This window comes from Mesorhizobium sp. M0408, assembly GCF_040321495.1.
Taxonomy (GTDB): Bacteria; Pseudomonadota; Alphaproteobacteria; order Rhizobiales; family Rhizobiaceae; genus Mesorhizobium.
Window position 1 is genome coordinate 118,517 of the sequence record NZ_JAMYRO010000011.1, and the last position, 26,202, is coordinate 144,718.

At 61.3% G+C, this 26,202-nt stretch carries 27 protein-coding genes and 1 pseudogene; 10 read left to right on the forward strand and 18 right to left on the reverse strand.

Annotated features, from left to right (window positions below; all coding sequences use genetic code 11):
- Positions 1 to 46: 46 nt before the first annotated feature.
- The 5 genes from NKI67_RS15250 to NKI67_RS15270 form a co-directional block, all read right to left on the reverse strand.
- On the reverse strand, positions 47 to 613 hold the full coding sequence (locus NKI67_RS15250) for a tetratricopeptide repeat protein (RefSeq protein ID WP_352645798.1): 567 nt from the start codon (positions 611 to 613) through the stop codon (positions 47 to 49).
- Entirely contained in the window at positions 580 to 888 is a 309-nt protein-coding gene (locus NKI67_RS15255; protein WP_352645851.1) for a tetratricopeptide repeat protein, read from the reverse strand. The genes NKI67_RS15250 and NKI67_RS15255 overlap by 34 nt, the downstream gene beginning before the upstream one ends.
- Before the next feature lie 231 nt (positions 889 to 1,119).
- Positions 1,120 to 3,228 carry a family 16 glycosylhydrolase gene (locus NKI67_RS15260; RefSeq protein ID WP_352566529.1) on the reverse strand — a complete coding sequence of 703 codons (2,109 nt, stop codon included), beginning with the start codon at positions 3,226 to 3,228 and terminating at the stop codon, positions 1,120 to 1,122.
- Between the two features lie 26 nt (positions 3,229 to 3,254).
- On the reverse strand, positions 3,255 to 4,097 hold the full coding sequence (locus tag NKI67_RS15265) for a glycosyltransferase family 32 protein (RefSeq protein WP_352566531.1): 843 nt from the start codon (positions 4,095 to 4,097) through the stop codon (positions 3,255 to 3,257).
- A 76-nt stretch (positions 4,098 to 4,173) separates the two neighbouring features.
- Positions 4,174 to 5,808 carry a carbamoyltransferase C-terminal domain-containing protein gene (locus NKI67_RS15270; RefSeq protein WP_352645800.1) on the reverse strand — a complete coding sequence of 545 codons (1,635 nt, stop codon included), beginning with the start codon at positions 5,806 to 5,808 and terminating at the stop codon, positions 4,174 to 4,176.
- 246 nt (positions 5,809 to 6,054) lie between these two features.
- Here NKI67_RS15270 and NKI67_RS15275 point away from each other — a divergent pair, with 246 nt between their 5' ends.
- Positions 6,055 to 6,438 carry a hypothetical protein gene (locus NKI67_RS15275; RefSeq protein WP_352566535.1) on the forward strand — a complete coding sequence of 128 codons (384 nt, stop codon included), beginning with the start codon at positions 6,055 to 6,057 and terminating at the stop codon, positions 6,436 to 6,438.
- A 390-nt stretch (positions 6,439 to 6,828) separates the two neighbouring features.
- Here NKI67_RS15275 and NKI67_RS15280 read toward each other — a convergent pair whose 3' ends face one another.
- The gene (locus NKI67_RS15280) at positions 6,829 to 7,653 is read right to left on the reverse strand and encodes a L,D-transpeptidase (protein ID WP_352566537.1); all 825 of its coding nucleotides are present in this window, start codon (positions 7,651 to 7,653) and stop codon (positions 6,829 to 6,831) included.
- A 174-nt stretch (positions 7,654 to 7,827) separates the two neighbouring features.
- Positions 7,828 to 8,490 (reverse strand): haloacid dehalogenase type II, encoded by a 663-nt coding sequence (locus tag NKI67_RS15285; protein WP_023677852.1) that lies wholly within the window; start codon positions 8,488 to 8,490, stop codon positions 7,828 to 7,830.
- 151 nt (positions 8,491 to 8,641) lie between these two features.
- Between NKI67_RS15285 and NKI67_RS15290 the strand changes: the two genes are divergently transcribed.
- The 4 genes from NKI67_RS15290 (at position 8,642) to NKI67_RS15305 (ending at position 11,803) form a co-directional block, all read left to right on the forward strand.
- Positions 8,642 to 9,520, forward strand: a complete 879-nt coding sequence (locus NKI67_RS15290; protein ID WP_352470990.1) for a branched-chain amino acid aminotransferase — start codon at positions 8,642 to 8,644, stop codon at positions 9,518 to 9,520.
- A 107-nt stretch (positions 9,521 to 9,627) separates the two neighbouring features.
- A complete protein-coding gene (locus tag NKI67_RS15295; RefSeq protein ID WP_023677850.1) occupies positions 9,628 to 10,224 on the forward strand; it encodes a superoxide dismutase in 597 nt (198 codons plus the stop codon).
- A gap of 175 nt (positions 10,225 to 10,399) precedes the next feature.
- Positions 10,400 to 10,843, forward strand: a complete 444-nt coding sequence (locus NKI67_RS15300; RefSeq protein ID WP_352566539.1) for a c-type cytochrome — start codon at positions 10,400 to 10,402, stop codon at positions 10,841 to 10,843.
- A gap of 9 nt (positions 10,844 to 10,852) precedes the next feature.
- Positions 10,853 to 11,803: a cytochrome c gene (locus NKI67_RS15305; protein WP_352645803.1), complete on the forward strand. Its 951-nt coding sequence runs from the start codon at positions 10,853 to 10,855 to the stop codon at positions 11,801 to 11,803.
- Between the two features lie 11 nt (positions 11,804 to 11,814).
- Here NKI67_RS15305 and NKI67_RS15310 read toward each other — a convergent pair whose 3' ends face one another.
- The 3 genes and pseudogenes from NKI67_RS15310 to NKI67_RS15320 form a co-directional block, all read right to left on the reverse strand.
- Positions 11,815 to 12,198 (reverse strand): SET domain-containing protein, encoded by a 384-nt coding sequence (locus tag NKI67_RS15310; protein ID WP_023677847.1) that lies wholly within the window; start codon positions 12,196 to 12,198, stop codon positions 11,815 to 11,817.
- A gap of 145 nt (positions 12,199 to 12,343) precedes the next feature.
- Positions 12,344 to 12,969, reverse strand: a pseudogene (locus NKI67_RS15315) (LysE family translocator).
- A 77-nt stretch (positions 12,970 to 13,046) separates the two neighbouring features.
- A complete protein-coding gene (locus tag NKI67_RS15320) occupies positions 13,047 to 15,158 on the reverse strand; it encodes a S9 family peptidase (RefSeq protein WP_352645805.1) in 2,112 nt (703 codons plus the stop codon).
- A gap of 674 nt (positions 15,159 to 15,832) precedes the next feature.
- On the opposite strand from NKI67_RS15320, the gene NKI67_RS15325 reads away from it, so the two are divergent.
- Complete coding sequence (locus NKI67_RS15325) at positions 15,833 to 16,258, forward strand: Ros/MucR family transcriptional regulator (RefSeq protein WP_352645807.1); 426 nt, start codon at positions 15,833 to 15,835, stop codon at positions 16,256 to 16,258.
- 114 nt (positions 16,259 to 16,372) lie between these two features.
- Here NKI67_RS15325 and NKI67_RS15330 read toward each other — a convergent pair whose 3' ends face one another.
- Both NKI67_RS15330 and NKI67_RS15335 read right to left on the reverse strand, forming a co-directional pair.
- A complete protein-coding gene (locus NKI67_RS15330; RefSeq protein ID WP_023677843.1) occupies positions 16,373 to 16,801 on the reverse strand; it encodes a SufE family protein in 429 nt (142 codons plus the stop codon).
- Between the two features lie 112 nt (positions 16,802 to 16,913).
- Positions 16,914 to 17,282: a DUF5330 domain-containing protein gene (locus NKI67_RS15335; RefSeq protein ID WP_023677842.1), complete on the reverse strand. Its 369-nt coding sequence runs from the start codon at positions 17,280 to 17,282 to the stop codon at positions 16,914 to 16,916.
- 519 nt (positions 17,283 to 17,801) lie between these two features.
- Here NKI67_RS15335 and NKI67_RS15340 point away from each other — a divergent pair.
- On the forward strand, positions 17,802 to 19,547 hold the full coding sequence (locus NKI67_RS15340; RefSeq protein ID WP_352645853.1) for an ATP-binding protein: 1,746 nt from the start codon (positions 17,802 to 17,804) through the stop codon (positions 19,545 to 19,547).
- Positions 19,522 to 20,289 (forward strand): peptidoglycan-binding domain-containing protein, encoded by a 768-nt coding sequence (locus NKI67_RS15345; RefSeq protein ID WP_352566132.1) that lies wholly within the window; start codon positions 19,522 to 19,524, stop codon positions 20,287 to 20,289. Before NKI67_RS15340 ends, NKI67_RS15345 begins: the two co-directional genes overlap by 26 nt.
- 23 nt (positions 20,290 to 20,312) lie before the next feature.
- Here NKI67_RS15345 and NKI67_RS15350 read toward each other — a convergent pair whose 3' ends face one another.
- Together NKI67_RS15350 and NKI67_RS15355 are read right to left on the reverse strand one after the other, a co-directional pair.
- On the reverse strand, positions 20,313 to 20,603 hold the full coding sequence (locus NKI67_RS15350) for a type II toxin-antitoxin system RelE/ParE family toxin (RefSeq protein ID WP_352645809.1): 291 nt from the start codon (positions 20,601 to 20,603) through the stop codon (positions 20,313 to 20,315).
- Positions 20,596 to 20,856, reverse strand: coding sequence for a type II toxin-antitoxin system ParD family antitoxin (locus tag NKI67_RS15355; RefSeq protein WP_023677838.1), 261 nt, complete (start codon positions 20,854 to 20,856; stop codon positions 20,596 to 20,598). Before NKI67_RS15355 ends, NKI67_RS15350 begins: the two co-directional genes overlap by 8 nt.
- 172 nt (positions 20,857 to 21,028) lie before the next feature.
- Between NKI67_RS15355 and NKI67_RS15360 the strand changes: the two genes are divergently transcribed.
- Positions 21,029 to 21,376 (forward strand): DUF1491 family protein, encoded by a 348-nt coding sequence (locus NKI67_RS15360; RefSeq protein ID WP_352578417.1) that lies wholly within the window; start codon positions 21,029 to 21,031, stop codon positions 21,374 to 21,376.
- An 11-nt stretch (positions 21,377 to 21,387) separates the two neighbouring features.
- Here the strand turns inward: NKI67_RS15360 and NKI67_RS15365 are convergent, their stop codons facing one another.
- Positions 21,388 to 22,395 (reverse strand): DUF2336 domain-containing protein, encoded by a 1,008-nt coding sequence (locus NKI67_RS15365; protein WP_352578418.1) that lies wholly within the window; start codon positions 22,393 to 22,395, stop codon positions 21,388 to 21,390.
- Between the two features lie 187 nt (positions 22,396 to 22,582).
- Between NKI67_RS15365 and NKI67_RS15370 the strand changes: the two genes are divergently transcribed.
- Complete coding sequence (locus NKI67_RS15370) at positions 22,583 to 22,768, forward strand: hypothetical protein (protein ID WP_023677835.1); 186 nt, start codon at positions 22,583 to 22,585, stop codon at positions 22,766 to 22,768.
- Between the two features lie 14 nt (positions 22,769 to 22,782).
- Here the strand turns inward: NKI67_RS15370 and NKI67_RS15375 are convergent, their stop codons facing one another.
- From NKI67_RS15375 to NKI67_RS15385, 3 genes are all read right to left on the reverse strand, one after another.
- Entirely contained in the window at positions 22,783 to 23,331 is a 549-nt protein-coding gene (locus NKI67_RS15375) for a DUF1254 domain-containing protein (RefSeq protein ID WP_352578419.1), read from the reverse strand.
- Positions 23,324 to 23,908 (reverse strand): DUF1214 domain-containing protein, encoded by a 585-nt coding sequence (locus NKI67_RS15380; RefSeq protein WP_352449049.1) that lies wholly within the window; start codon positions 23,906 to 23,908, stop codon positions 23,324 to 23,326. The genes NKI67_RS15375 and NKI67_RS15380 overlap by 8 nt, the downstream gene beginning before the upstream one ends.
- Positions 23,909 to 24,004: 96 nt before the next feature.
- Positions 24,005 to 26,164, reverse strand: coding sequence for a transglycosylase domain-containing protein (locus NKI67_RS15385; protein ID WP_352578420.1), 2,160 nt, complete (start codon positions 26,162 to 26,164; stop codon positions 24,005 to 24,007).
- Positions 26,165 to 26,202 lie beyond the last annotated feature (38 nt).

Below are 26,202 nucleotides of genomic sequence, written 5' to 3' on the forward strand. Positions count from 1 at the left end.
CAATCTGTTTCAACCTAGACGTTGCCTTTTGCGTAAATGATGAGGCTTATCCGTTCGTTGGTTTCCAAGCTCGCGCCAGGCGCTGTGCTTCTGCGATCTGGTCGGGAGTCATCTTGCTGGCGGCCCAATCCCTGTTCTGAACCGCCACCTCGTAGCCCTGCGCCGCCGCTAGGTTGAACCACATGTGTGCAACCACGTAGTCTTGCGGGACGCCTTGGCCATTGGTGTACAAGACGCCCAGGTTGTTCTGGGAGTCGGCAAAACCCTCTTGGGCTGCCAGCCCATACCACTTTGCCCCCTCGGCATAGTTCTGCGGGACGCCTTGGCCGTTGACGTACATGAAGCCTAAGACGTCACGGGCCTTCAAATCCCTTTGGTCGGCGGCCAAACGAAACCACTTCATTGCCTCGGCATAGTCCTGCGAGACGCCTTGGCCGTTGGCGTACATGAAACCTAAGCTGCTAATAGCCTTTAAATTCCCTTGGTCGGCGGCCAAACGAAACCACTTCATCGCCTCGGCATAGTCCTGCGAGACACCTTGGCCGTTGGCGTACATGAAACCTAAGCTGCTAATAGCCTTCAAATCCCTTGGTCGGCGGCCAGACGAAACCACTTCATCGCCTCCGCATAATTCTGCGGGACGCCTTGGCCGTTGCCGGCCATGTGACCGAGGTTGTATTGTGCTTGAGCATGGCCTTGATCGGCTGCCAGACGATACAACTTTGCGGCCTCGGCATAGTCGCCATGCTTATCAGCAGCAACGCCATCCTCGAATGGCCCTGCCATCGTCGCATCGGCCAACATGACAACGATGATAAACCCGGTAAGTATACGCTTCAGCACGGCAACATTCTTTCTCTCCCAGTTTTTGTAGAAGCTGCGCACCATCAGCTTCACGATGGCACTAGACCAAATGAAACAGAATTGGGCAATTCTGTTTCAGCATAAGCCCATGAGCGACTGCTTTTCGCGCTGTTCGCCGAAAGCGGCCGTTCCGCTTCCGAGGAAGCCGTTATGGCTGGTCCAGTTTGGGCCGGAAGCGGACCGGCAGGTTTCGGTTCAGAGTATATGATAAGCTGCCCTTAATTCATCCGCCGACTGCACATTTTCCGCGAGTGTTCACGTCCAAATCGATACGTTCCTGAAGGTTGCCGTCGAAGGTAGGGCACTTTCATCGATCCGTCCGGCGAGTTCCTCCGAACGAGGAACCCACAGGTTGGCGTGCAGACGCATTGGAAGATGCGGAATTGGTGTAGGATCCCATCCTACACGTTCGTGGACGACTCTGCCATCTACCCACCAAGAGATGAAACCTGGTCGCCAGTCGATCGCGTAAAGATGGAAGTCTAAGGAGGCGTCGAACCCGAGCTCGATACGGTAGGGCGAACCCCGATAGCCGAAACCTATCGCCGCTCTATCGTCTCCAGGATTGAAATAGACATTGACCAGCATGCCGTACGGATCATCGCCGGTCAGCTCGACGTCGATCTCCTGCCGAGGTGCGTCCCGGTGAAGGAAGAAGCCTGTGACGAGACCTGAACCTCGGGCGGCCCTTATCTCCGCCTCGAACCTTCCGTGCCCGAAAGTGCGCGCGGAGGCAAAGGCGCCGGAGCGATACGGTCTATCTCCGATCGCCGTCTTGCTAAGGACGAGGTGTGTCCCGCGTGCATCGTGCACCAGACCCTCTCGGGCAAACGCGGCTAGATTTCCTGGGAACGTCTCCACGCGTCTTGGGAGCAGCGGTGTCGGGGTCCTCATCGTAGCCCGGACGAGGCGCGTGCTGTTGGACTGCACGGCTCGGTCCGGCGGTGGTGGCGAAGGCCAGCCGCTTCCTGGAAGAAGGATCCAAGGCGAGTCATCCATCGGGCCGGCCCAAGGCGCGGCACTATTCTCGAGGCGCGATGCTGCCGCACGGTCGTCGCGGAAGACCCTCCATTCCCGCGGGGGACCGATGGGAAAAGCCTGGATCGGCACAGCGAGACATAGCAGGGCGCAAAGCGGTTGCCATGAAGCATAGCCCGACTCGTAGTTTGGCAAGACCGCAGTTCTGGCGGAGGGCAAGCGATCTAGTTCGATCCCGCAGCCGAGACAGGCATCCGCTTCGAACACGAACTTAGCGCCCGTCCGTCCGATTGCAGCAGAGATCGCGCCCGCCGACAGCGGAGCGTCGACGAGGGCGTCGAATGTCTCGAGGAGAGCTGGCAGCTCATTCTCTCGAATCGTGTCCTCATCACCATCGAAAGCCCGCACACGAAGACCGAGCATCGACAACGCCATGGCCAAACCTTCCCGGTCGCGACCGGCGGTCCATGCCAATACAGTGCCAACGGCGGTTCGGCGTGGCATATGGACGGCATTTGCATCAACGATTCCAGCTCGTGCGAGGTAAGGTAGGACGGAATAGCAGTTGTCCGACCCTCCATCCGGACGTTGCAGGATTGCTGGCGAGGACAGTGCCAGCGCGCCAAGCTCATCGAAACGATAGTTGATCCACATGTCGACAGGGCCGATGACCGGCATCGAGCGCAGCAGAGCCTCCGCACCTTCTCGAGACAGGACGTAGCCTGACAGAAACCAGAGTCCGCGCTTCGGGCGAAACAGGGCGTCGCAGATGTCGACACGTGCGGCCGTCCCACCGGCGTCTTCGTAGGAGAGATAGAGCAGACGCGGACCTCTCTCGCCCGCACAACGCCTACCTGCTGCGCGCCATCCCAGGTCGATCGCCGCAGCGGCCCCGCGCCTGAACCAGACATCGTCCTCAAGCACCAGAACATTATCGCAGGGGCCTGCGACGATGGCTTTCCATGCCTCAATGTGCGATCTGGCGACGGCTACTTCTTGCCGTGTCATCCTGATCGGCTCCTTGACGCCAAAGCACTCCTCCAGCCTCCCATCTGGTTGAACGTAGAGCTGATCGCCAAGAAGGTAGGTCTGGTCGACATCAGCCGTTGCTGCTACGGCACGGCCGTCGCGAGCATCTACTGCCGTCAGCCGCCGCGCCAGAGAGGTCAGAGACGTGCCGTCAGAGGTTCTGAAGCGGCTCAGCTCGCGTAGCGTCCGCCGCAGCCGCTGCGGTTGCCGGTCCAAATTCACGATCAGGACCATCCCGATCTTCCCCGTGCCCGTACCGAACGCCGAGATCCGACCGCCATGGATCAGGCCGAGCATGACGCGTGACGCGCGGAACGCGAGCCTCTGGACCCGACCAAAGGTTTTCTGGAGATTCACTGCACGGACTCGCTGCGCATCGGGTCTTAGCAGCCGTACACGTTGCGCCAGTTACGGGTATCACCCCTGTAGGACAGGTCCCAGCGCATTTCTGCGACTAACTCCCAATCGCGCAGTAGCTCAAAATCGAACGGAAGACCGGCCAACTGCAGTTGGTGCGCGTGGACTGCCAGCGCGGCAGTAAGGTTGCCGGGCCCTGTCGTGGACTGGATTTCGGGAAAGCGATCTTCGCTGAGCAGCTTTTCAGTCGCTCGGAAAAGCGCGCATCGCAGGACTGGATGATTGGCCGGTGCAGCGATCGGGTCATTATTGACGTAAAAGATGCGGCCGTCCGTGGGCAGATCCGGTCGCCAGATCTCGGCACTTGGCATCATTCCGCTAGCCGTGATGTCGTAACACAGTGGCTGCATCTTGAGCTTGCCGTCCCGAAAGATGTGTCTCCAGCCATCCCCGAGCAGCACGTCATCCGCATCGACGTAAAGGCCGCCTTCCGCGAGCACAAAACACATGCGCAGATAGTCGCAGCGCATCGCCGGATGGCTGCAGCGGTCGAACGCTTCGCGCTCCCGTTTACCATAGGTATTCGCGATGTAGGCTGCCGCGCTGGCGTCGTCGAACATGTGGAACTCGAAGCCCTCGTCGGCGAGGCGATCCCAACTTTCGAGGCAGGCGCGGACGTCCTCCGGCAGGTTGGTCGGATCGTGCCAGTATCTGACCAGCCTTCTTGGAATCGAGGCCGACTCCACGTTGAGGTCCTCGACTGCTCTCGTCGAGACTTCTAGCTGCTGCAAGGTGATCTCGCGGATGAAAGCGGATCGAAGGTCCTCGCGTTCTTCGAAGCCGGGTGGATATGGATTTATGTCTGTCATGGTCCCTGAAGTTGGTTCGAGAACTGAGGCCTTCCGCGCGTGCCTACCGCCGCGCAAAGTTGCCCGAGTTCCTGCGCTAAGCTGGTAAGCGATCTGCGACTTGGGGCTTTGCCGCGTTCAGGTACGCCTGGTATCGCGGGGAACTCTTGAGAAGATGTGCTCGTCCCTCGACGACGAACCCGTCAAGACCATGCTCATGAGCATATGCATCGAGATCGGTCATATTGTTTATGAAGCCCTTGCCCTTGAAGTTGAGAGACGTGTTGCACAAGACTCCGTAGCCAGTGCGAGCCTTAAACGCGACAAGGAGGTTATAGAGGTCGTTGTTAGTGTCGGGGGTGACCGTCTGGAGGCGAGCGGTTCCATTCACGTGTGTGACGGCCCGGAGTTCCTCTGTAGTCGCGTGATACGTATACAGCATGTGCGGGCTCTCGTGATCGCATCCGAACCACCTCTTGGCATCATTCCGAAGGCAAACGGGGGCGATTGGGCGGAACTGTTCGCGCTCCTTGATCTCGTTTAGTCGCACTCTTGTCTCATTACCAAACGGAGCAGCGAGGATGGATCTGTTGCCTAGCGCGCGGGGGCCGATTTCGTATCTGCCGTGCGCCCAGCCCAGGATGACGTCATTGGCTAGCATGTGGGCGACCGTGTCGTGATTCTTCTCGTACACATCGTATTTGCTAAAATCGACTGCGCTTTCCGTGCGAAAGCTCAGGCCCGAGTAGACGTTCCAGTCGATCTTCGGATTGCCGGTATGGCGGAACTGCGCATCGATGGCCGTGCCGATAGCGGACCCCGAATCGTTCGCAACCGGAGGGACGAATATCTCAGAAAAGAGGCCTGTCTCCTTCCACTTGGTGTTCCAGTCGCAGTTGAGACCGCAACCGCCCGCTATGACCAGCGGTCGCCCTTTCTCCAGATTTTTCCTCGCGAACTGCTGGAAAACATCGAAGATCGCATCGCTGTAGATCCCCGCGAAGTTGCGGAATTCGGGATCACCCAGGCCCGCGTCGAGATGCGGCGCCTGAGCGATGCGATGGTAGTCGCTGAGCTTTCGATAGGGACCATTCAGCATGAAGCGGAGCAGGTCCCTCTCTGCCTCGGTGGGGGCAATACGCTTCGAGAACGAAGCGAGGGCCATCAGCTTTCCCGCGTCCGAGGCGCGGGGGTACGGCCCGTCCTTGGGGAACGTAGGGTCAGCTAGGCCGTCGAGCAGTCCATATCGATTTCCCGGCTGGGTCAGTACATCGGCGATTAGCGTGATATTGAGCTCGGAGTCGATATCGTAGAACGTACCCATCTCTCCTTCCCACACTAGTGCGTAGCAGGCGGTCCCCTTGGGCAAAGGCGACATGCCGAACGCGCAGAGTATGTGCGACCTCTCGTGGGAGGAGGAAAAGTAGTCGGCCCTACCACGCAGAAGCCTGCCCTTATCCATGATGGCACTGTTGCTCGAGACGCCTCGATACCCACCGTTTCTGTGGGAGCCGTGTAAATACTCGTGATGATCACGCGGCCACCACCCGCCCATGCAGATGACGTCTGGAATGACGCCGAGCTCGCCGATGGCGTCCAGTACATCGGCTACTGAAATCGCGGAATATCTGTAGTTGGAGTCCTTCTCTGCCTCAATGGAGAACACCAGGCGGAAGTCCTGAAGAAAGGCGATGGCACCATCGTGGCCAGGCTTATACGACAGGAAATTCATATCCGGTCACCCCCCAAAAAAATCACTCAGTATTCATTTCTCTGTAATTGATGAATCAATTTACATCCCGCGACGCAATGCCAATGTATAAGATATACACGTTTAATTTGGTGCCGCTGGTCTGCTGTCGCTTAAATAGAAAGCGTGACAGTCTGATTTGCTCGAACTGCGCTAACTTTCTGTCGGTGAGTTCTTGACGGGCAGCCACAGGATTGCCGGTGAAACGCAAGACGCGCGAATCCACGAATGACCTTCGTCCTGGGCGGATCCTCTCTGGAGCAATGTGTGGGCAAGAATAGCGAAGGTTGGACGCTGGAATTGCGCGCAGAGCGATTCGATTTGGCTGATTTTGCGGTCACAATGTCCAAATGGAAGAACGAACATGCCTTGTCAGATGGATCGGCGGCTCACAACCATTTACCGCCATTCGACGGCACGAACATCAGCAACAAGTGGAAGCCGCTGTTAGATTTCCGGAGAACTGCCTGTCAATTGCGCACCCGTTCGGCCAGCAAACAACACAGGGCCTTCCCCACTGGCCAATTGCGCCACACCGTGCTGGCTGGATCCCTGGGCGGTGACCTTACTAAGGGCACATGTTTAAGACGACGATCGGCAGAAAAGAGTTGAAGGCGATGATCGGGGCAATCTCCGACTTCGATTTGGCGATCTCTGCTCTGGCCATGAGCCGACCTCTCCCCGACGGTGGGAAGACAGCTTAGTGCCAGTTGCCGATGCCCGGTTGGCCGCCCCACAGCCTTTCCGGAGGAATGACTGGTTTCGGGATTGGCAACCGGCATCCTGAAGGCGACAATGAGGCGCAAAGCTGTCGTGCACGGCTCGGTTTGCGAGAGTCTGCTTCGGGTCATGAGCTGTCACTGGTGGCGTCTGCACAGAGCGCGGCAAAATCCGCTGCTCGGCGTAAGCACCGCACCTAAAGGCGGGCACCGGCACGGGCAACCCGACATCCGGCAAAACCAGCAGGAGCCGGAGCAATCCTGCCCCAGTGCTTCCGCCAGCTCAAAAGATCGAGTTGGTCACCGCTTTTATCGGGCCGAGCAGGATCGATCCTTCCGGCACGCCGGCGTCGATCGGAATGGCTTTGCGGTTTGCTGTCGCCACCATCGGCTGACCGATGTCGGCCGTCACCACGACCGGGGTCTTGTTCGGCACACGATCATAGAGATCGATGATGTCCTGGTTCATCAGGCGCACACAGCCCGACGACACCGACTTGCCGATCGACCGCCATTCCGGCGAACCGTGCAAGCGGTAGAGCGTGTCCTGGTTGCCCTGGAAGAGATAAAGCGCCCGCGCGCCAAGCGGGTTCTTGAGCCCACCGGGCATGCCGCCATTGTCGGCGCTGTACGGCTTCAACTCCGGCTGCCGGGCGATCATGTCGTCCGGCGGCGTCCATTTCGGCCATTTCTGCTTCCATTGGACCACCGCATCGCCCGACCATTCGAAGCCGGCGCGGCCGAGGCCGACACCGTAGCGGATCGCCTGGCCGCCCGGGCGCACCAGGTAGAGGAAGTGATTGGTGGTGTCGACGACGATGGTGCCCGGCTGCTGCCCGGTCGGATCGTCAACGATCTGGCGCAGGAACTGCGGGTCGATCTTGTCGGCCGGTATGGCCGGCAGCTCGAAGCCGCCATCCGACATCGGCCCATACATCGTCACATAGTCGCCGAGCGCCGGCTCGACATAGGTCGGCGGCGGTGGCTCGACCGGTTGTTGCGACAGCGTGGTGCAACTGGAGACCGCGACCGAGGCGGCGCCAAGGGCTGCTGCGTTGAGAAAACCGCGACGGCTCAGGCGAAAAGAGGACGATGGGGGTGTGAACATGATTGCCTTTTTTAAGTCTCAAATCGCAACAAAGCATAAATGCGTCCTGTTGCGCGCGGTTGCCCGAGCAATGCCCGGCGCGATAGGCGGTTCCAATTCTGGCCGCAGGGTGGACAAACAAAGGCAAAGCTGTGACCGGATCGTCACTGTTGCGCCGACGCAACATTTCCGGTGTCACCCCCCGGCGACCAGACCTTCAAGGGACGGCAGGATCAGGGCCGGTGGAAAATCCCGGTATTCCTCAGGCTGATTGGCGCGGTTGATCCACACTGTCCTGAAGCCGAATTTGGTGGCGCCGGCGACGTCCCAGCGGTTGGATGACTGGAAAGAGACAGCGCCCGGATAGAGGCGCCAGCCCGTGGTGACCATGTCGTAGACCGACGGATCGGTCTTGAAGCGCCTGACGCTGTCGACGGAAAAGACGTCGTCCAGGACCTGGTCGAGCGCGGCGGACTTGACGGCCGCTTGCAGCATCTCAGGCGAACCGTTGGACAGGATCGCCAGCCTTGCCCCCGATGCCTTGAGCGCCTTGAGCACGGCCGGTACCTCCGGATAGCAGTCCAGCCGCCAATAGGCCTCGAGCAGCTTCGCCCTCAGCCCGGCATCGGCGGATGGAACCTTGCGCAGGGCGAAGTCGAGGGCCTGCTCGGTGAGCTGCCAGAAATCGGCATAGGCCCCCATCAGCGTCCTGACCCAGGAATATTCCAGCTGCTTGGCGCGCCAGATATCGGACAGCAACTGGCCGTCCGGCCCGATCTGGTCGGCGTGACGGCGCACGGCCGCATGCACGTCGAACAGCGTGCCATAGGCGTCGAAAACGTAAGCCGCGAACTGCATTCGACAGTTTTGAGGCCGCATAAGGCAAGGCGCAAGCGCTGATTGCAGTCCGCCAGCCCGCTGGCCTCAACAAATCTCAGCCATGCCGGTTGACGGCGGCCGCCAAAGCATCTTCCAATGCGCCGCAACAAGCATCGAACGGAACCTGGCAATGACATTGGCGACAGCGGCGCAATCCGCGACATGGACCTTCGTCGACGGCGACTGGTACGAGGGCAATGTTGCCATTCTAGGGCCGCGCAGCCACGCCATGTGGCTCGGCACCAGCGTGTTCGACGGCGCTCGCTGGTTCGAGGGCGTCGCTCCCGATCTCGATCGCCATGCAGCGCGGGTAAATGCCTCGGCGATCGCGCTCGGTCTGAAACCGACGATGAGCACCGACAGGATCGTCGGCCTGACCTGGGACGGGCTGAAGAAGTTCGACGGCAAGACGGCGGTCTATATCAGGCCGATGTATTGGGCCGAGCATGGCGGCTATATGGGCGTGCCGGCCGACCCGGCCTCGACGCGTTTCTGCCTTTGCCTCTACGAATCGCCGATGATCTCGCCGGCGGGGTTTTCGGTGACGGTGTCGCCGTTCCGGCGCCCGACCATCGAGACCATGCCGACCAACGCCAAGGCCGGCTGCCTTTATCCCAACAACGGCCGTGCCATCCTCGAAGCCAAGATGCGCGGCTTCGACAATGCGCTCGTGCTCGACATGCTGGGCAATGTCGCCGAGACCGGCACCTCGAATATTTTCCTGGTCAAGGACGGCCATGTCCTGACGCCGGCGCCGAACGGCACCTTCCTGTCCGGCATTACCCGCGCGCGCACCATGGCCCTGCTAGGCGAATACGGTTTCACGACGACGGAAAAGACGCTGTCGATCCGCGATTTCCTGGAGGCGGACGAAATCTTCTCGACCGGAAACCACTCGAAAGTCGTGCCGGTCACCCGTATCGAGGATCGCAATCTGCAGCCGGGACCGGTGGCCAAGAAGGCGCGCGAACTCTATTGGGAATGGGCGCATTCGACTTCGCCCGGCTGACCCGCTAAAAAGCGGCCGGCGCTTCGTTTCCGGAGTTGTTCCAGACCAATCCAGTCCTATGTTAGTCCGGTATCGACACCGGATTTTTCCACGAGGGAGTACGACCGATGGCTTTTGAATTGCCCGCCTTGCCCTATGATTACGAGGCTTTGCAGCCTTACATGTCCAAGGAAACGCTGGAATATCACCACGACAAGCACCACAAGGCCTATGTCGATAACGGCAACAAGCTGGCCGCCGAGGCGGGCATGGGCGATTTGTCGGTCGAAGAGGCCGTCAAACAGTCCTTCGGCAAGAATGCGGGCCTCTTCAACAATGCCGCCCAGCACTACAATCACATCCATTTCTGGAAATGGATGAAGAAGGGCGGCGGTGGCAACAAGCTGCCGGGCGCATTGCAAAAGGCGGTCGACAGCGATCTTGGTGGCTACGACAAGTTCAAGGCCGACTTCATCGCCGCCGGCACCACCCAGTTCGGTTCGGGCTGGGCCTGGGTCTCGGTCAAGGACGGCAAGCTGGCGATCTCGAAGACGCCGAATGGCGAGAACCCGCTCGTCCATGGCGCGACGCCGATCCTCGGCGTCGATGTCTGGGAACATTCCTATTACATCGATTATCGCAACGCCCGGCCGAAATATCTCGAAGCCTTCGTCGACAGTCTCATCAACTGGGACTATGTGCTCGAACTCTACGAAAAGGCCTGATCCGTTCCAGAAAGCCCCGGCAGAACCGGGGCTTTTCTTTTTCTGCATCAGAACGACAGCTGCAAAAATTTCACGCAAGCGTGAGGCGAAGCGTCGGAATTTTTAAGCCATCCTTGCCGTTTGTCATCGGGGTGGGACCGCATTCTGAATTTGCCTTCAACATGGAGCCAAGTGAATGAGAAAGCTTATCCTCGCCATCTCGATGCTCGCCTTCGCCGGTTCGGCGGCATTTGCCGACCCGGTAGCCGACCGGCAGGCCCTGATGAAGGAACGTGGCAAGATCGCCGCCGGATTGTCGAAAGTGGTCAAGGGCGAGACGCCCTACGACGCCGCTTCGGTGCTGACGGCGTTGCAGGCACTGCAGGTCAATGCCGAGAAATTCCATGCCGGCGTCGACACGCTTTTCCCGGCGGGCAGCGACACCAGCGACACGACGGCGTCCCCAAAAATCTGGCAGGACATGGCCGGCTTCAAGACGGCTGAAGGCAAGTACCTCGCCGACGTCAAGGCGGCGGTCGCCGCAGCACCTGCGGATGCCGACGCGTTGAAGGCGCAGTTCAACACCATTGGCGGCGGCTGCGGCAACTGTCATCAAAACTACAGGGTGAAAAAAGGCTGATAGCGGGCAATGCGCTTGCTGAAGAAACTTGTCGGCGCCGCCCTCGTTGTGGGCGGCGCGGCCGCGATTGCCGGCTGGTTCCTGTCGGCTCCGGTCAGGCTCGATGCCGCAACGCTGGCTGAGCTTGGTCCTGGCGACGCCGCCAGGGGCAAGCGCATCTTCTACGCCGGCGGCTGCACATCCTGTCATGCCAAGCCTGGCTCGCAAGGCGACGCCCGTCTTCAGCTGGCGGGCGGCCTTGAACTCAAGACGCCATTCGGCACCTTCGTGCCGCCGAACATATCGCAGGATACCAGGGACGGCATCGGCGCCTGGTCGGTCGAGGACTTTGCCAACGCCATGCTGAAGGGCGTGTCGCCGTCGGGCGAGCATCTCTATCCGGCATTTCCCTATACTTCCTACGCGCGCATGAAGCCGGCCGACATTGCCGATCTCTATGCATTCCTGAAGACGTTACCCGCGGTCGCCGGCAAGGCGCCCGCCAATTCGCTGGCATTTCCCTTCAACGTCCGACGCGGTCTTGGCTTGTGGAAGCTGCTCTATTTGAGTGACCAGCCGGTCGTTTCCTTTCCCGACGGCACACCGGATCCGGTGTTGACAGGCCGCTATCTGGTCGAAGGCCCCGGCCATTGCGGCGAATGCCACACGCCGCGGGATCTTGCCGGCGGCACCAGGAAGAGCCAATGGCTGGCAGGTGCGGCCGCCGCCGAAGGCAGCGGCATCGTGCCGAACATCACGTCGGGCGAGGGCGGCATCGCGGACTGGTCCGAGGCCGACATCGCCAACTATCTCGAAACCGGCTTCACGCCGGATTTCGATACGGTCGGCGGCGCAATGGTCGACGTGCAGCGGAACATGGCCGTGCTGACCCCGGAGGACCGCGCGGCGATCGCCGCCTACCTGAAAGCCGTGCCGCCGCACCCCAACGGCTATCCGGCGCGCAAGAAGCCGTCGAGCTGACGGCCGTTGCGTCAGCGGTCGCCGAGAAAGTCGAAGCCGGTTTCGAAGAAGTGATTGTAGTCGCAGGTCATTTCCTCGCCGGGCCCAATGTCGCGCAAGGCATAGGTCTCCTCCGGCTGCGAGACGTCGCAATTCGGGTCGTCGGCATGGTTCATGTAGCGCGCATCGTCGGCTTCGAAGACGATGTAATTCGGGTCGCGCCGGTCCGGATAGGCGTAGCGGTCGAGATAGGTTCTGACCGGCCCGGTTTCCCGCTCGTAGGCCGCTACCTCGATGCGCCGGTCGTATTTCGGGTCGAGCTTCCAGACCAGCGTGCCGCGGGCAATGTGGTTCTTGGCAAAGACGCCGATGCCCTGGATGGGCGATTTGTCGAGATAGACATCGACGAGCAACATGGCAGATCCCTGGGTGATTGTGTGTTGGCGCGGCTGTGAAAAGGCCGCGCACTGGGTAGCGCGCGGCCTTTGCAATTGCGAGCGGAAAATCAGCTGTGCCTGCCCATTATCCGAAGCCTCGTACGGCTCGTCGCCTGTCGAGACCCTAGCGCTGTTGCAGCGCCAGCCGGATGCCTAAGGCGCAATAGATACCGCCGACAGCCTTGCCTTGCCATCTCAGCACCGTCGGGTTTCGGCGCAGGAATGCACCGAGGCCGCCCGCACCCACGGCGAAAACCACCGTGCTGACGAGGCCCAACAGAACAAAGATGATGCCCAATATCGCCAGTTGAAGCATCACCGATCCGTTTCAGGCCGCACGAACTGCGGAAGAAATGCGAGGAAGAAAAGCGCGGTCTTGGGATTGAGAACCTCGGTCAAAACAGCCTGCCGAAATGCTTTGGCAGCGGGGATCGCAAGTGCGCCGGCGGCCGGATAGGCCGGCGTTTTCTCGATGATCGCGCGAATGCCGAGATAAATGAGGTAGGCTGCGCCGATGTACTTCACGATGTTGAAAAGCGCCGCCGACGTGGCAATTATCGCCGAAATGCCGACGATCGCCATGAAGGTGTGAACCACGTCGCCGGCCGCGATCCCGGCGCCGGTCGCAATGCCCACCCTGGTTCCGGAACTGGTTGCCCGCGCCACCGTCAGAAGAGTGGCGGGACCCGGGATGAAGACAAAGCCAAGCACAACCGCGACATAAGCTATCAACGTGGCGAGATCGATCATTGGTGGGCTCCGCAACTCTCACCGCCAATGAAGCCACGTCGCGGAACGGAAGGCAATGACCGCTCATCCGCCGATGCTCACGCCGCAAGCTCGGCCTTGCCCGTCACCTTGAGCGCGAAGGCGTAGGTGAAGGCGATTTCCTCCAGTCTTGAAAACCGGCCGGAGGCGCCGGCATGGCCTGAATCCAGGTTGATCTTGAACAGCACCGGATTCCCACCTGTCTTGCGGTCGCGCAGCCGCGCCACCCATTTGGCCGGCTCCCAATAAGTGACGCGCGGGTCGGTCAGGCCGGCCAGCGCCAGGATCGGCGGATAGTCGAGTGCGGCGACATTGTCGTAGGGCGAGTAGGCGGCGATGGTCCGGTAATCCTCCGCCGACGCGATCGGATTGCCCCATTCCGGCCATTCCGGCGGCGTCAGCGGCAAGCTGGCGTCGAGCATGGTGGTGAGCACGTCGACGAAGGGAACCTCGGCGACGATGCCGCCGAAGCATTGCGGCGCCATGTTGGCGACCGCGCCCATCAGCATGCCGCCGGCCGAACCGCCTTGCGCAACGATGCGGTCATGCTGCGTATAGCGTTCGGCGACAAGGTGGTGGGCGGCAGCGACAAAATCGGTGAACGTGTTCATCTTGTTCGCCCGCTTGCCGTCGTCGTACCAGCCATAGCCCTTGTCCTTGCCGCCGCGAACATGGGCTATCGCGTAGACAAAGCCGCGGTCGACCAGCGAAAACAGATTGGTGTTGAACGCGGCGGGTACGGCTATGCCGTAAGATCCGTAGCCGTGAAGCAGGCAAGGGGCGGACCCGTCGAGCGGTGTGTCGCGGTGATGGAGGAGCGAGATCGGCACCAGTTCGCCGTCGGCGGCAGGCGCCATCAGCCGGCGCGTGACGTAGTGCTCCGGGTCGTGGCCGGACGGCACTTCCTGGGTCTTGAGCAGCACCCGCTCGCGGGTGCGCATGTTGTAATCGAAGACCTGCGCCGGGGTCGTCATCGACGAATAGGAAAAGCGCATGATCTCGGTGTCGTATTCGTAGGAGCCGGACAGGCCGAGCGAGAAGGCTTCCTCGTCGAAGGAGATCAGGTGCTCCTCGCCGCTCTTGCGGTCGCGCACGACGATGCGCGGCAGGCCTTCCTTGCGCTCGAGCCGGACCATGTGGTCCTTGAAGCCGATCACCGAAAGGATCAGCCGGCCCGCTTCGTGCGGCACCAGTTCCTGCCAGTTGGCGCGCACCGGATCATGGGCCGGCGCCGTCATGATCTTGAAGTCCTTGGCGCCGTCGGCATTGGTGAGGATGAAGAAGATGTCGCCGCCTTCCTCGAGTTCGTACTGCAGGCCCGTCTGGCGCGCCGCAACCAGCTTCGGCTCTGCGAACGGATCGTCGGCGCTCATGATGCGGTATTCCGAGGTCTCATGGTCGTTGATGCCGATCATGATCCACTCGTTGGAGCGCGTGCCGCCGACATCCATGAAGAAGCCGGGATCGGTCTCCTCGTAGATCAGCCGGTCGTTTTCAGGACCGTCGCCAAGCGCATGGAACAGCACTTTGGAAGGACGGTGGTTGGGGTCGAGGCGGGTGTAGAAAAAACCGTCATTGCCGGCATCCCACACACCGCCGCCGCCGGTGTCCGGGACCCTGTCCGCCAGATCGTTGCCGCCGGCCAGATCGCGGACGCGCAGCGTGTAGAATTCGGAACCCTTGTCGTCGAAGGCCCAGAGCAGCTTGCTGTGGTCGTCCGAATGATCGACGCCGCCCAGGCGGAAATAGGGCTTGCCCTCGGCCTCGGCATCGCCGTCGAGCAATATCTGCTTGTCGCCGCCGTCACGCGCCGTGCGGAAATAACGCGGCTGCTGGCCGCCAAGCTTGAAGGAGGAGCCGTAGGCGTAAGGTCCGTCCTTCATCGGCACGGAAGAATCGTCTTCCTTGATGCGTCCCTTCATTTCCGCGAAAAGCTGCTTCTGCAGTTGGACCGTATCGGCCATCAGCGCCGCCTGGTAAGCATTCTCGGCTTCGAGGTGGGCGCGGATTTGGCCGTCGAGCAGGGACGGATCCCTGAACATCTCTTGCCAATTGGCGGCCCTCAGCCAGCCATAATCGTCCGTCCGCGTTATGCCGTGATGCGTGTCGAAGATCGGCCGCTTCTCCGGCTGCGGCGGCGTGGCGGTCGGAAACACTGGGGTTCTGGTCATTGCGTCTCGCTGTGGAAGCTACTTGAATGGCGAATGAACACGCCGAGCAGCGCGGGTTCAAGGGCTATGATCTATTGTCGTGGTGGCTCGAGAGGACGGGCTGGAGGAGCGGATAACGAATATTTCTTCTCGGACTGCCGCGGTTCTCGCCGTCGCTGCGATGACCCTGCCAGTGCCGGTCAATCTCATGCAACTGCCTTCGCGGCTTGGCAAGTGGCCGATATGGCTGGGTCTACGGAAATACATTACCCCATTTCAATGACACAGCGCACCGCTCCGGCGACGGCTCGCGAGCAACAGTAACGCTTCGCAACCTATGATTTTACTGAATCCGCCGATCATCCAGGCTGTAATGCCGCCGGCAGGGTCAAGCATCGAACTCTATTTACCTGCTGCCGTTTGTGTAATGGCTGCTTGCCGCGGCGTCAGTCGATGCTGGTCTGACCAGAAAAAACGGCAAAGTTACGCTTTGCACGAAAGAGTGAAGCTGAATATGGAAGATTTGACTTGTATCGCTGAATAGACCGAAAGAAGCGAATTGACTTACTTGGCGGCCCGGCCCATTAAGATGCCGCGACGCGAATCGCGGAGGCTTTTTCCTGCACAAGTTCGCGCGATGCCCAACTATCGAAACGGGCGCAAACAGAAACAATTCTCGTTGGGGCCTGAACGCCATGGATATTACCGAAACACCTTCCAGAAACAGTGACGCGCTGATCGAGCTCACCGCCGACGTGGTGGCTGCCTATGTCAGCAACAATCCCGTACCGGTCGGCGAACTGCCGAACCTTATCGCCGATGTCCATGCCGCTCTCGGGCGTGTCGGCGGGGCCGCCGAGCAGCCGCCTGCCGACAAGCAGAAGCCGGCGGTAAATCCGAAGCGGTCGGTGCATGACGACTACATCATCTGTCTCGAAGACGGCAAGAAGTTCAAGTCGCTCAAGCGTCACTTGATGACCCACTATGATCTGACGCCCGAGCAGTATCGTGAAAAGTGGAACCTGGACCCGAGCTATCCGATGGTTGCGCCCAATTACGCGGCCGCCCGTTCGCAGCTCGCCAAGAAGATGGGTCTCGGCCGCAAGCGCAAGGGACGCTGACAAGCGGCTCTTCCGGTTTGATACTCAAACGGCGCCTACAGGCGCCGTTTTCGCATTGTGGGGAGACCAAGCTCAGGCCGCCAGTTCTTCATGCCGCCGGCAATTGCCGTCCGGTCAGGCGGTCTGCTTCAGCGCTGCCTCGGCGTCACGCTTGATGCGCTTGACCATCGAGCGAAGACCATTGGCGCGCTGCGGCGACAGGTGCTCGTCAAGTCCGAGTGCCTTCAATGTGGCCTCTGCGTCGGTCCTCTGGATTTCGCTGGCCGGCCGTCCCGAAAACAGCGCCAGCATGATGGCGACCAGGCCGCGCACGATATGCGCGTCGGAATCGCCCTTGAAGGTGATAACGGGGTCGACACCCCCGCCTTGCTCGGTGGTCAGCCAGACCTGGCTGACGCAGCCGGGCACCTTGTTGGCTTGTATGCGTTGCTCGTCGGGAAACGGCGGCAGCGCTTCACCCAGTTCAATCACATAGCGATAGCGGTCTTCCCACTCGTCGAGCAGGGAAAAGTCGTCGCGGATGGTCTGGATCGTCGTCGTCATTCCCCCGGATATAGTCATCCGGCGCTGCCACGTCACGGAAAAAGAGGAGAAACGCCGCAGGTGCCGAGAGCGAGAGCCTTGCGGTTTAGCGATGAATTCGGCCGAAACAGTCTCAGTTCTTCGCCGGCAAGTGCACTTTCGCCGGCAAATCGACTTTCGCCGGCAACACGATTTCCTCGGACACGCTGCCGGTGGTCGTCACCGTATCGGGTTCAGCGGCCTTGTCGTCCAGCATGGCGGCCGCGATCTTGGCGGTCTCCCTGGCCCGGGCGGTGATGGTGTGCATTGCCGATTTGCCGGTCTCGCACACGTCCGGCTTGCGCTCGCAGATGCCGGCGATATCGCCGACGGCTTCGCGCGCCGCAAACAGCGCCTGGAGCGGCCCGACGCTTTCGCGGCCCGCATCATCGGCGCCGACACCCAGCGGCAGCGCCAGAAGCACCAGCGAAAACCAGAAAGCAGCTCTTATCAGAAAGCCCATCTGTCTGTCCTTTATGACGTCATGCATCCGAACCGCACGACCCTTGTACCGCGATACTGACACAGACGCGCAAAGGACGGCTTGTCCCGAAAGCAACAGTTTTCCTTAAATTTTAGGTAGATTCGAAACGAAGCGTTTTGAAGTTCATTTGCCTCGAACGGCTCAGATTTTATTCAGCAAATGATAACCATCCAACCTATTGTTTTTCATTATCATTTTCTTAATCGGCGACAGTTTGATGCCATCGGTCGTAGGTTCAGGCGCGGGCGGTGTGGATAACGCTCCGTTTACTATGGCGGCAATTGCCCCGGTTTTTCCCCGCCGGTATCCCGATATTTGCAGCCTGCCGGGGGACCATCGGCCCAGCCTTATCCATTCCTTAAACGCTGGATGCGAGTTTCGGAATCGACAAAAGCCGCCTGCAAAGCAGGGCCGTTCACGACCGGGTGCGTTGAGTTGAGTGCGATCAAGGCCAGATACGCCGAGTTGCCGGGCGCGATAGCCGCCGGTTGCGAACGGATGGTTCATCCGTCCGTGCTCGGCCAGAGCGATCGTCGCCGCCACAGTCGGTTCATTGGCGCCATGCTGGCGGCTCCTTTCTTCAGCGCGGGTGCAGCGGTGACGCTGGTCACGTCGGGCATGGGCGCGGCCGTGACCGTGGCTGCCATCTTTGCGGCGTTCGGCCTTTGCTGGTTCGCCGCCCTGCTGGTGGCTGCATCGGGCAAGATGACCCTGGCCGGCCAACTCGCCTTGGTCGTCGGCAGCGTTGCCCTCGGTGCCCTTATCGCTGCCGCCGGCGGTGTGGCCTCGCCGGTTGCCTTGCTCGCGGTGGCGGTGCCGTTTGAAGCGTGGTGGATCGGCCAGTCGCGCCGTGCCGTGATCTGGGGCGCCATATCGGCCTTTGTCGCAGTCTTGCTGCAGCCTTTAGCCGGTTCCGTCTTGCCGCTCGACCAGACCGAAATCGCCGCATGGCACTGGCTGGTACCACTGGCCTGGGCACTCACGCTCATTCCGCGTATCGCTCCGCTTCGCGGCGCCGCCAGCGCACAGTTCGATCCGGCCGGCAGCCACCGGCTCGAAGACCTCATCGACACCGTCGTGCTGCGAATCGCGGCGCATGGCGAGGTTCTGGACGTCTCGGCTAAGGCACGCACTATGCTGCGGCTGCCACCGGAGCTGCTTTTCGGCACCGGACTTTTCGATCGCATCCATCTGTCCGACCGCGTCCCGTATCTCAGTGCGCTGGCCGATATGCGCGATGGCGCCCTGTCGCGCCGGCTCGACCTTCGCGTACGGCTGCCGCAGAGCAGTGGCGTGACGGCCGACAATTACCGGCCGTTCTCGCTCGAGATGATGCGCGCGCCGGGGCAGGAGACTGTCTTTACGCTTCTTCTGCGCGAGAACGACGAACTGGCCGGACTGCGCCAGGAGCTTGCCGCCGCCAATGAGGCGGCTGCCTCCGCCGAGGTGGCGAAAGGACGCTTCCTTGCCGTCGTCAGCCATGAGTTGCGCACCCCGCTCAATGCCATCATCGGCTTTTCCGACATGTTGCTGCACGAGATGTTCGGCAGCTTCAAGGATCCGCGCCAGAAGGAATATGTCGGGCTGGTCAGGGATTCGGGCCAGCACCTGCTCGCCGTCGTCACCTCGATACTCGACGTATCGCGGATCGAATCGGGCGCCTACTCGACCGAACCGGAACCGTTCCGCTTCCGCGAAGCGGTCGAGATGTGCCAATCGATGATGCGCCTGCAAGCCGAGGCAAAGGCCATCGATCTGCAGGCCCAGATCGCGCCGGACGCAGGCGAAATAAATGCCGACCGTCGCGCCGTGCAGCAGATCCTGATCAATCTCGTCTCTAACGCGATCAAGTTCACGCCCGAAGGCGGCAATGTCGTCATCGGCGCCAAGCGCATCGGCTCGCGGCTGCATTTCTGGGTCCGGGATACTGGCATCGGCATCGCCGAGGAAGATTTCGCCAATCTCGGCAAGCCGTTCATGCAGATCCAGAACGACTATACCCGCCGTTTCGAAGGCACAGGCCTCGGGCTCTCGCTGGTGAAGGGGCTGGTGGCGCTGCACGAGGGCACCATGTCGATCGAAAGCATGCCGGGCGAGGGCACTACGGTGACGATCAGCCTTCCCGTGAGCGGCCCGACGGGCCGCTCGGCGGAGAAGGCCGGCGTGGTGCCGATGTCCGCGGCCAAAGCCAGAGCGGACGGTGGCAAGGGGGAGAGCAATGGGTCGCTCCGCAAAACAGCCTAAGGCGGTCAAACGCCGCGGCAATGCCTTCGAGCACGGAGCTATGGCTCTGGGCAGCCTGATCTCGCGCAATCCTGTTGTGGTCGGCGGCTCCACCGCATTCCTGGTGACGCTGTTCTACGTCTCGGCGAACGCGCTTTGGTACCAGCCATTTCCGCATGCCGGCGCGTTTTTCGCCACCAGGAGTATCGAGCGCTTTCCCCGGGCGGACAGCGACGAGCCCGAAACCACCATCAATATCGTGCGTCCGGCCGCTGCGCCGATCAAGAGCGACCCGGTCGTCGAACAGGTCCAGGGCATTTTGAAGGATCTCGATTTCTATTCCGGCACCGTGGACGGGATTCCCGGACCGAATACGCGCAAGGCCATCCAGGCCTATCAGCAGAAGGTCGGATTGAATGCCTCCGGCGAGATCGACAGCGTCCTGCTGGATCAACTGGGTGCCACGCCGACGACCGCAGCCGTGGTTCCGCATCCCGTGCCGCGGCCGGTCGAAACGGTCGCTGTTCCAGCCGCCATTCCAGCGTCCGCACCGGCAAATGCGGTGGCGCCGGATCCCCGCATCGTCAAGATCCAGGCCGGACTGAAAGCGTTCGGCAATGACGACATTCAATTGGATGGCGTCGTCGGCGCGCGCACCAAGGCCGCGATCAAGGAATTCCAGGCACTGTTCGGCCTGCCCGAGACCGGCGAGCCCGACGAGATCGTCTATGTCAAGATGCGCGAGATCGGCCTGACCAACTGAGGGTCGAAACCCAGTCTCCCGGTCTATTTAAGCCATTGCTCCGGGTCACGCATTCCGTGGACTATCGCCACGGCTAACACGCCGTAGGGCATAGGCTCATAAATCACGATGTAGCGTCCCTCGACCAGAATGCGGGCGGTGGCGCTCAATTCCGGTCGAGCTGCGCCCATTTTGGCGTGCTCGCAAGCCAATTCCAGCCTGTCGAAAATGCGTCCGATCAGCTTGTCAGCCGCCTTCTGGTTATCGATGGCAATGTGGTGCCAAATATCTCGCAAATCCTGAGAAGCTCGGGGGGTGAGCCGGTATTCAGCCACGGGCTGCGCGTTCGGCTTTCAGAGCGCGTAAGAAAGCCGTGCGATCCACGTGCTGGCCCTCGCCGCTTGCCATCCCTTCGTCATACGCCCTTTTGAGACGTTCCAGTTCAAGAGTGCGGAATTCCTCGCGCTGCTCCCATAGACGTAGTGCTTCCCTGACAATTTCACTGTTGGAAGCATAGTCTCCGCTGTTCACAGCGTCTTGTAGACGGGCGGCCTGCTTGGGCGTAAGCGACACAGTAAGAGTGCGCATGGGTTGGGCTTTCATACCGGGACGCTATAGCATTTTTTCACAGGGACTAACAAGATTTGTTAGATCTTGGGTAGATCGTCGCATTCCGGGGACTCGCTATGATAGCCAACCGTTGCTCGCGAATAAGTGACAATCTCGACGCCACAAAACCGAAATCGTGCAGGGTCGCGCCATGCGGGTAACCACCGATCTGTGGGTGTCGGCGCTGTTGCGCCGGGTTTTCAGCGCCGGCGGCTTTGCCGCCGTGGTCAAGCGCGGTGCGACGGAAGCCGGCGCGGTTTTCGTGCTGGCGCGGGGCAGGCTGGGGGAGATAGCGCTGTTCGGGCCGGCGCCGCAGACGAGTTACGATTCAGCCAGGCCGGACGACCGTTTTTTCAGCCTGCTTGGCGAAGGCGACGATGCCGCCATCTTCGACGCGCGGCTGGAGCGCGAGAAGAGATTCGATTCGGATATCTGGGTGATTGAGATCGAGGCGGGCGCCATTCCCGTCGAGGAGCTTATCTCGGTCAAGGCGTCTTAACGGCAAGCCCTTCAGACGCGACGCGCCTTTGGGGTGGCGGCTATGTCGGCGCTGTTCGGCTTGCGCAGGTCGGCATTTGCGGCGACGCGCCCAGGCTTGCGAACAATTTTCGATACGGTGTCGGCCTTCCAGCCGCGGAGCCTGTCCAACGCCGCGTCGCGGTGCAGCAGGCGGTAGCGGTCGAGGAAGATGCGGATCGCCTGCGGGTGCGGAAACTCGGTCGGATAGATGGCCGCCGTGATCAGGAACGCCTTGTCTTCACTAAGGTCGAGCGCGCGCAAGGCGGCCAGCAGCGGTGTGTAATTGTGGCTCGCGGTGAGCGTCCGCGCCGTTGAAAAATCGACTTCGAGCGCATCGGCGAGCGCTGTCTGGAAGAATGCCGCATTGCCGGTCAGCGCGGTCTCGCGCAGCTTGACGTAGGTTTGTGGCGCGACGAACGGACCGATGGCGGTGCAGCTCTCGCGCATCATGGATCGCAACCGCCGCCGTACAGTTTCAGCGGCATCGGAAGCCTCTTGCCTGTTGACCTCGCCCGCAACCACTTCGGCGTTTTCAGACGCGGCTTTGGCGGTTGTTTCCGGCTGCTGCTGCGACCGCACCAGCGTCGGCCTTTCGAGCACTTTGATGAGATCCGCGATCGTTTGATTGAGATCCTTGCGGCGGGCAATGGCACGGGCATGCGGCAGGCCGTGACGTCCGATCAGCGCGATCAGGTCGACGTCGCTGAGGGCGCGCGAGCGGATGAGCAGCGGAGCGGCGATGTCGACCCGCTCCTGGCAAAGCCGCCGCACCAGCGCGGCAGGTGCATATTCGCATTCGGAAAGGGCTGCCGCGACGTAGCGGCGCGATTCGACCGAGACATTCTCGAAAAGCGGCAGCGTCAGGTCTTCGAGCTGCGCGATTTCCCGGCGCGAAGGGCGGGTGAGCGAGCAGAACGCCGATACCGCGGCGCGAAACAGCCTTTCGGCCTTTCCCGATTCAGCTCCTGCTGCGATTTGCCTGAAATCCGAAGCTGACACGAAGGATACGCCCGACACTCGACACGATCTGGACAGCGCTCTGCCGGGCTGTACCGGTTTCGCGTTTCCCAAGAACAAAGATCAATTTAGCGGCGATCCGTTAGCGCTCCGTTAACCTACTACCTTCTTAATCGACTATGGAGGCGTTGCGTTGTGCTCCGGGGCAACCGAGAGGAATACGCGAACCATGGGCATGGTACTGTCTTTCGTGCCGCGAACGGCGGCAACCAATCGAGCACAACAAGCCGCGCCGGCGGCAGTGATCATCTTTCCCGGGGTGCGCTACGAGCAGCGGCCGCTGACGGGCGAAACGCGGCCGGCCGGCCCCGACAAGCCGGGACCTTCGGGAACATTGCCGGTACCGCATCACTGAGCATCGGAACCGGCTTAAAAATCCTGCAGTTCGCAGGAACTCTGTTCGAGAAACCGCGAGACGATCGGCTTCCAGCTGTCGTCGGGCACGAACGAACGGATGACGAATACGCCTTCCTCTATCGGCGCCTCGACGAAGATCGCCCCTTGCAGTTCCTCGGGAAGATCCTTGCGGACCTCGATCATCTGGGCCGGCGTCAGCACAACGGTGTCGAGCACGCCTGCGGTCGCGCTGTGGTCGTTGAACGAGTAGATGTTGTGGCCGCCGCGGTCGTAGACCGATATCGACCAGAACGGCACCTTTCCCGGTGCCTTGACCCGCATCATCCCCTCGGCAAGATCGAAGCGGCATGCCGCCGCATAAAACAGCGGATCGACCGATTTCACCACCGGCGCGCCGCCGGCTTCCGCGTCGAGCCTGGTCATCTTGTAGAGATCCGAAGCCATGGCCAATCGCGACCAGGCGTCGCGTTCGGAAAACTCGGGGACGAGCAGCAGCACGATGATGTGCACGATGCCGGCGCCGAGCAGGCCGAGCAGCACGGCATGCAGCAGGCTACGCATTGCAGCCGACCTTCTGGATCTGCGGCAGCGTGACGTCCGAGAGACCGGTGCTGCTGGCGATCGGCGTGTCGTAGAACGTAAGCACCAAGTACATCTTGCCGGCGCCGCTGGTCAGCAGCCAGTTGCCGGGCGCAGGGCGGCTGCCGACGGAAATGACCACCGAATTGTCGGCCTGGCGCAGCACTTGATAGGACTGCAGCGCAGCCGGCCTCGGCTTGCCGGTCTCGACCACGCCAAGCGACTGGTCGGCGGCATAAAGCGTCCAGAACCGGGCGGTGGGAAAGCCGCCCGCAATCTTGTAGGCACATTGCCGCTTGAGCTGTTCGCCGCCGGAATCGCGCTCGGCTATGAAGGACAGTCCTTCCGCCTGTCCGAGCGCCAGCACGCCTTCGCGAGCCACGCGGGCCTTCGAATAGGGATCTGCCGTCGGCGTGCCGATATCGGGGAAGGCGGTCCATTGGCCGATCCTGATGGCGCCGACGCCATCCTGCAGCTTCAGTGCATACCAGACGCTGCCGCCACCGCCGACGACGGCGATGGCAAGCGAAAGCAGCGTCAGGAAGGCGTTCTTGAGCATGAGGAGCCGGGGAACCGAAGGCCGGGGACTGAAAGACTGTCGCTCGGGATATCGCGGTGCGGGGGCTTGTGGCAAGCGGCCCCGCGCAATTGGCCGTCACAGCGCCGACAGGGTCTCCGGCGCAGCGGGCGCGTCGAGCACGGGTGCCGCCTGGAACAGCTTCGTGAGTTCCTTCAGGGTCTGGGTGGTCCGGCTGGACAGCACCGGCGGACGCTCGGCGGCGGCATCGGCTGCTGCCTGTTCGGCGCTCTTCTTCTCCGCTTCCTCGGCCTTGGCAGCGATTTCGGCATCGACGAAGGGGTGATCGAGGCCGGGGATCGGTCTGAGGTCGATATTCTGGTGCGCATAGAGCATCAGGCGCTGCCACACCATGGCCGGCAGCGTGCCGCCGGTCATCTTGTTGGTCGCGGTGAAGTCGTCATTACCGAGCCAGACGGCGGCCGTGTAGTTGCCGGTAAAGCCGACAAACCAGGCATCGCGGTAGGACTGGGTCGTGCCGGTCTTGCCGGCGACGACGATGTTTGGAAGGGCTGCGCGCCGGGCAGTGCCGATCACCGGCACCGCCGCCAGCATGGTGTTCATGTATTTGAGCGCCTGCTCCGACAGCACCCGATGCGGCGGCGGCGCATCCTTGGCGAAGTCGTAGACCACCTCGCCGGTACGGGTGAAGAGTTGGCTGACGCCGTGCCGGGTTCCGGCAAGGCCGTTCTGGGCAAATACGCTGTAACCCGTCGCCTGGTCCATCACGGTCATGCCCGACGTGCCGAGCACCATGGTCTTGTGTGATTCCAGCGGCGACTCGACGCCCATCGCTTCGGCCATCGCCTTGATCGGCTTGATGCCGAGATAATCCTTGGCCAGCCGCACCGGCACCGTGTTGATCGATTTGGCCATCGCCGTGATCAGCGTGACGTTGCCGGCCGACCCGCCATTGTAATTGTGGGGCGACCAGCTGCCCCAGGAGATGGGTCCGCCGGAAACCACCGAATCCGGCGTGAAGCCATGCTCCATCGCCGTCGCATAGACATAGGGCTTGAACGAGGAGCCGGTCTGGCGAAGCGCTTTGGTGGCGCGGTTGAACTGGCTCGCGCCGTAGTCGCGGCCGCCGACGATCGCCCTGACCGCGCCATTGGTCTCGATGACGACGATGGCGCCCTCGGTGACGTTGTATTCCTTGCCGAACTGGCGGAGGTGGAACTCCATCGATTCTTCGGCCGCCTTCTGGATGTTGGCATCGAAGGTGGTGTGGGCGACAAGCGAGTGCGGGCCACCTTTGGCGGCGATCTTCTTGACCTCGTCGAAGGCCCAGTCGAGGTAATAGTCGGGGCTCTTCTGCTCGCCGCGGTCGACGATTTCGGCCGGGTGCAGCCTTGCCTGCAGCACCTGGCCTTCGGTCATGAAGCCGGAATCGACCAGATTGGACAGCACCACGTTGGCCCGCGCCCGGGCGGCGGGCAGGTTTATGTGCGGCGCATATTTGGTCGGCGCCTTGAACAGGCCGGCCAGCATCGCCGCCTCGGCAAGGTTCAGGTCCTTGACGCTCTTGCCGAAATAGAAATCGGCTGCCGCCTCGATGCCGAAGGTGCCGCCGCCCATATAGGCGCGGTCGAGGTAAAGCTGCAGGATTTCCTTCTTCGACAGATTGGCTTCGAGCCACAGCGACAGGAACGCTTCCTTGATCTTGCGCTCGAACGTCCGCTCATTGGTCAGGAACAGGTTCTTGGCCAGCTGCTGGGTGATGCTCGAGCCACCCTGGACGACGGAATTTGCCCGCACATTCTCGAATATGGCGCGCGACAGGCCGAGCACATCGATGCCGTAATGGTCGAAGAAACGGCGGTCTTCGGTCGCCAGCACCGCCTTGATGACATGGTCGGGCATCTCGTCGACCGGCACCGAATCGCGCTGGATGATGCCGCGCTGGCCGATCTCGTTGCCGTAGCGGTCGAGGAAGGTGACGGCGAAGTCGCCTTGCGTGCGCCAGTCGCCGGCGGTTATCTGGAAGGCCGGCAAGGCCAGCGCCAAAAGCACGACGATGCCGCCGGCACCGAGCGTAAAGCCTTCACTCAACAGTTCGATCAGGCCACGGCGCCAGCCGCCGACGCGGAAACGCCGCGAGAAGATGGTCGCCGCTTCCCAGAACTGGCGCGCCCTGAAGCCGATTTCGTAGACCGAGGAATCGATCCATGCATCCACCGCCAGCAGCCTTGCGGCGATCGGACCTCTTCTCTTGCGTGGTTCCAAAGGACTGGCCATTCCAGGATCCGGCTGCGGCGATGCCGCCAACTGAGAAA

Bases quoted from the DNA above. Each gene is read 5' to 3' on its own strand.
- NKI67_RS15280 (WP_352566537.1), bottom strand. From the start codon at position 7,653: ATGTTCACACCCCCATCGTCCTCTTTTCGCCTGAGCCGTCGCGGTTTT.
- NKI67_RS15300 (WP_352566539.1), top strand. From the start codon at position 10,400: ATGAGAAAGCTTATCCTCGCCATCTCGATGCTCGCCTTCGCCGGTTCG.
- NKI67_RS15380 (WP_352449049.1), bottom strand. From the start codon at position 23,908: ATGCTCAAGAACGCCTTCCTGACGCTGCTTTCGCTTGCCATCGCCGTC.
- NKI67_RS15305 (WP_352645803.1), top strand. From the start codon at position 10,853: ATGCGCTTGCTGAAGAAACTTGTCGGCGCCGCCCTCGTTGTGGGCGGC.
- NKI67_RS15375 (WP_352578419.1), bottom strand. From the start codon at position 23,331: ATGCGTAGCCTGCTGCATGCCGTGCTGCTCGGCCTGCTCGGCGCCGGC.
- NKI67_RS15345 (WP_352566132.1), top strand. From the start codon at position 19,522: ATGGGTCGCTCCGCAAAACAGCCTAAGGCGGTCAAACGCCGCGGCAAT.
- NKI67_RS15320 (WP_352645805.1), bottom strand. From the start codon at position 15,158: ATGACCAGAACCCCAGTGTTTCCGACCGCCACGCCGCCGCAGCCGGAG.
- NKI67_RS15330 (WP_023677843.1), bottom strand. From the start codon at position 16,801: ATGACGACGACGATCCAGACCATCCGCGACGACTTTTCCCTGCTCGAC.
- NKI67_RS15275 (WP_352566535.1), top strand. From the start codon at position 6,055: ATGACCTTCGTCCTGGGCGGATCCTCTCTGGAGCAATGTGTGGGCAAG.
- NKI67_RS15310 (WP_023677847.1), bottom strand. From the start codon at position 12,198: ATGTTGCTCGTCGATGTCTATCTCGACAAATCGCCCATCCAGGGCATC.
- NKI67_RS15370 (WP_023677835.1), top strand. From the start codon at position 22,583: ATGGGCATGGTACTGTCTTTCGTGCCGCGAACGGCGGCAACCAATCGA.
- NKI67_RS15285 (WP_023677852.1), bottom strand. From the start codon at position 8,490: ATGCAGTTCGCGGCTTACGTTTTCGACGCCTATGGCACGCTGTTCGAC.
- NKI67_RS15265 (WP_352566531.1), bottom strand. From the start codon at position 4,097: ATGACAGACATAAATCCATATCCACCCGGCTTCGAAGAACGCGAGGAC.
- NKI67_RS15325 (WP_352645807.1), top strand. From the start codon at position 15,833: ATGGATATTACCGAAACACCTTCCAGAAACAGTGACGCGCTGATCGAG.
- NKI67_RS15295 (WP_023677850.1), top strand. From the start codon at position 9,628: ATGGCTTTTGAATTGCCCGCCTTGCCCTATGATTACGAGGCTTTGCAG.
- NKI67_RS15385 (WP_352578420.1), bottom strand. From the start codon at position 26,164: ATGGCCAGTCCTTTGGAACCACGCAAGAGAAGAGGTCCGATCGCCGCA.
- NKI67_RS15355 (WP_023677838.1), bottom strand. From the start codon at position 20,856: ATGCGCACTCTTACTGTGTCGCTTACGCCCAAGCAGGCCGCCCGTCTA.
- NKI67_RS15335 (WP_023677842.1), bottom strand. From the start codon at position 17,282: ATGGGCTTTCTGATAAGAGCTGCTTTCTGGTTTTCGCTGGTGCTTCTG.
- NKI67_RS15360 (WP_352578417.1), top strand. From the start codon at position 21,029: ATGCGGGTAACCACCGATCTGTGGGTGTCGGCGCTGTTGCGCCGGGTT.
- NKI67_RS15270 (WP_352645800.1), bottom strand. From the start codon at position 5,808: ATGAATTTCCTGTCGTATAAGCCTGGCCACGATGGTGCCATCGCCTTT.
- NKI67_RS15340 (WP_352645853.1), top strand. From the start codon at position 17,802: ATGGTTCATCCGTCCGTGCTCGGCCAGAGCGATCGTCGCCGCCACAGT.
- NKI67_RS15255 (WP_352645851.1), bottom strand. From the start codon at position 888: ATGGTGCGCAGCTTCTACAAAAACTGGGAGAGAAAGAATGTTGCCGTG.
- NKI67_RS15290 (WP_352470990.1), top strand. From the start codon at position 8,642: ATGACATTGGCGACAGCGGCGCAATCCGCGACATGGACCTTCGTCGAC.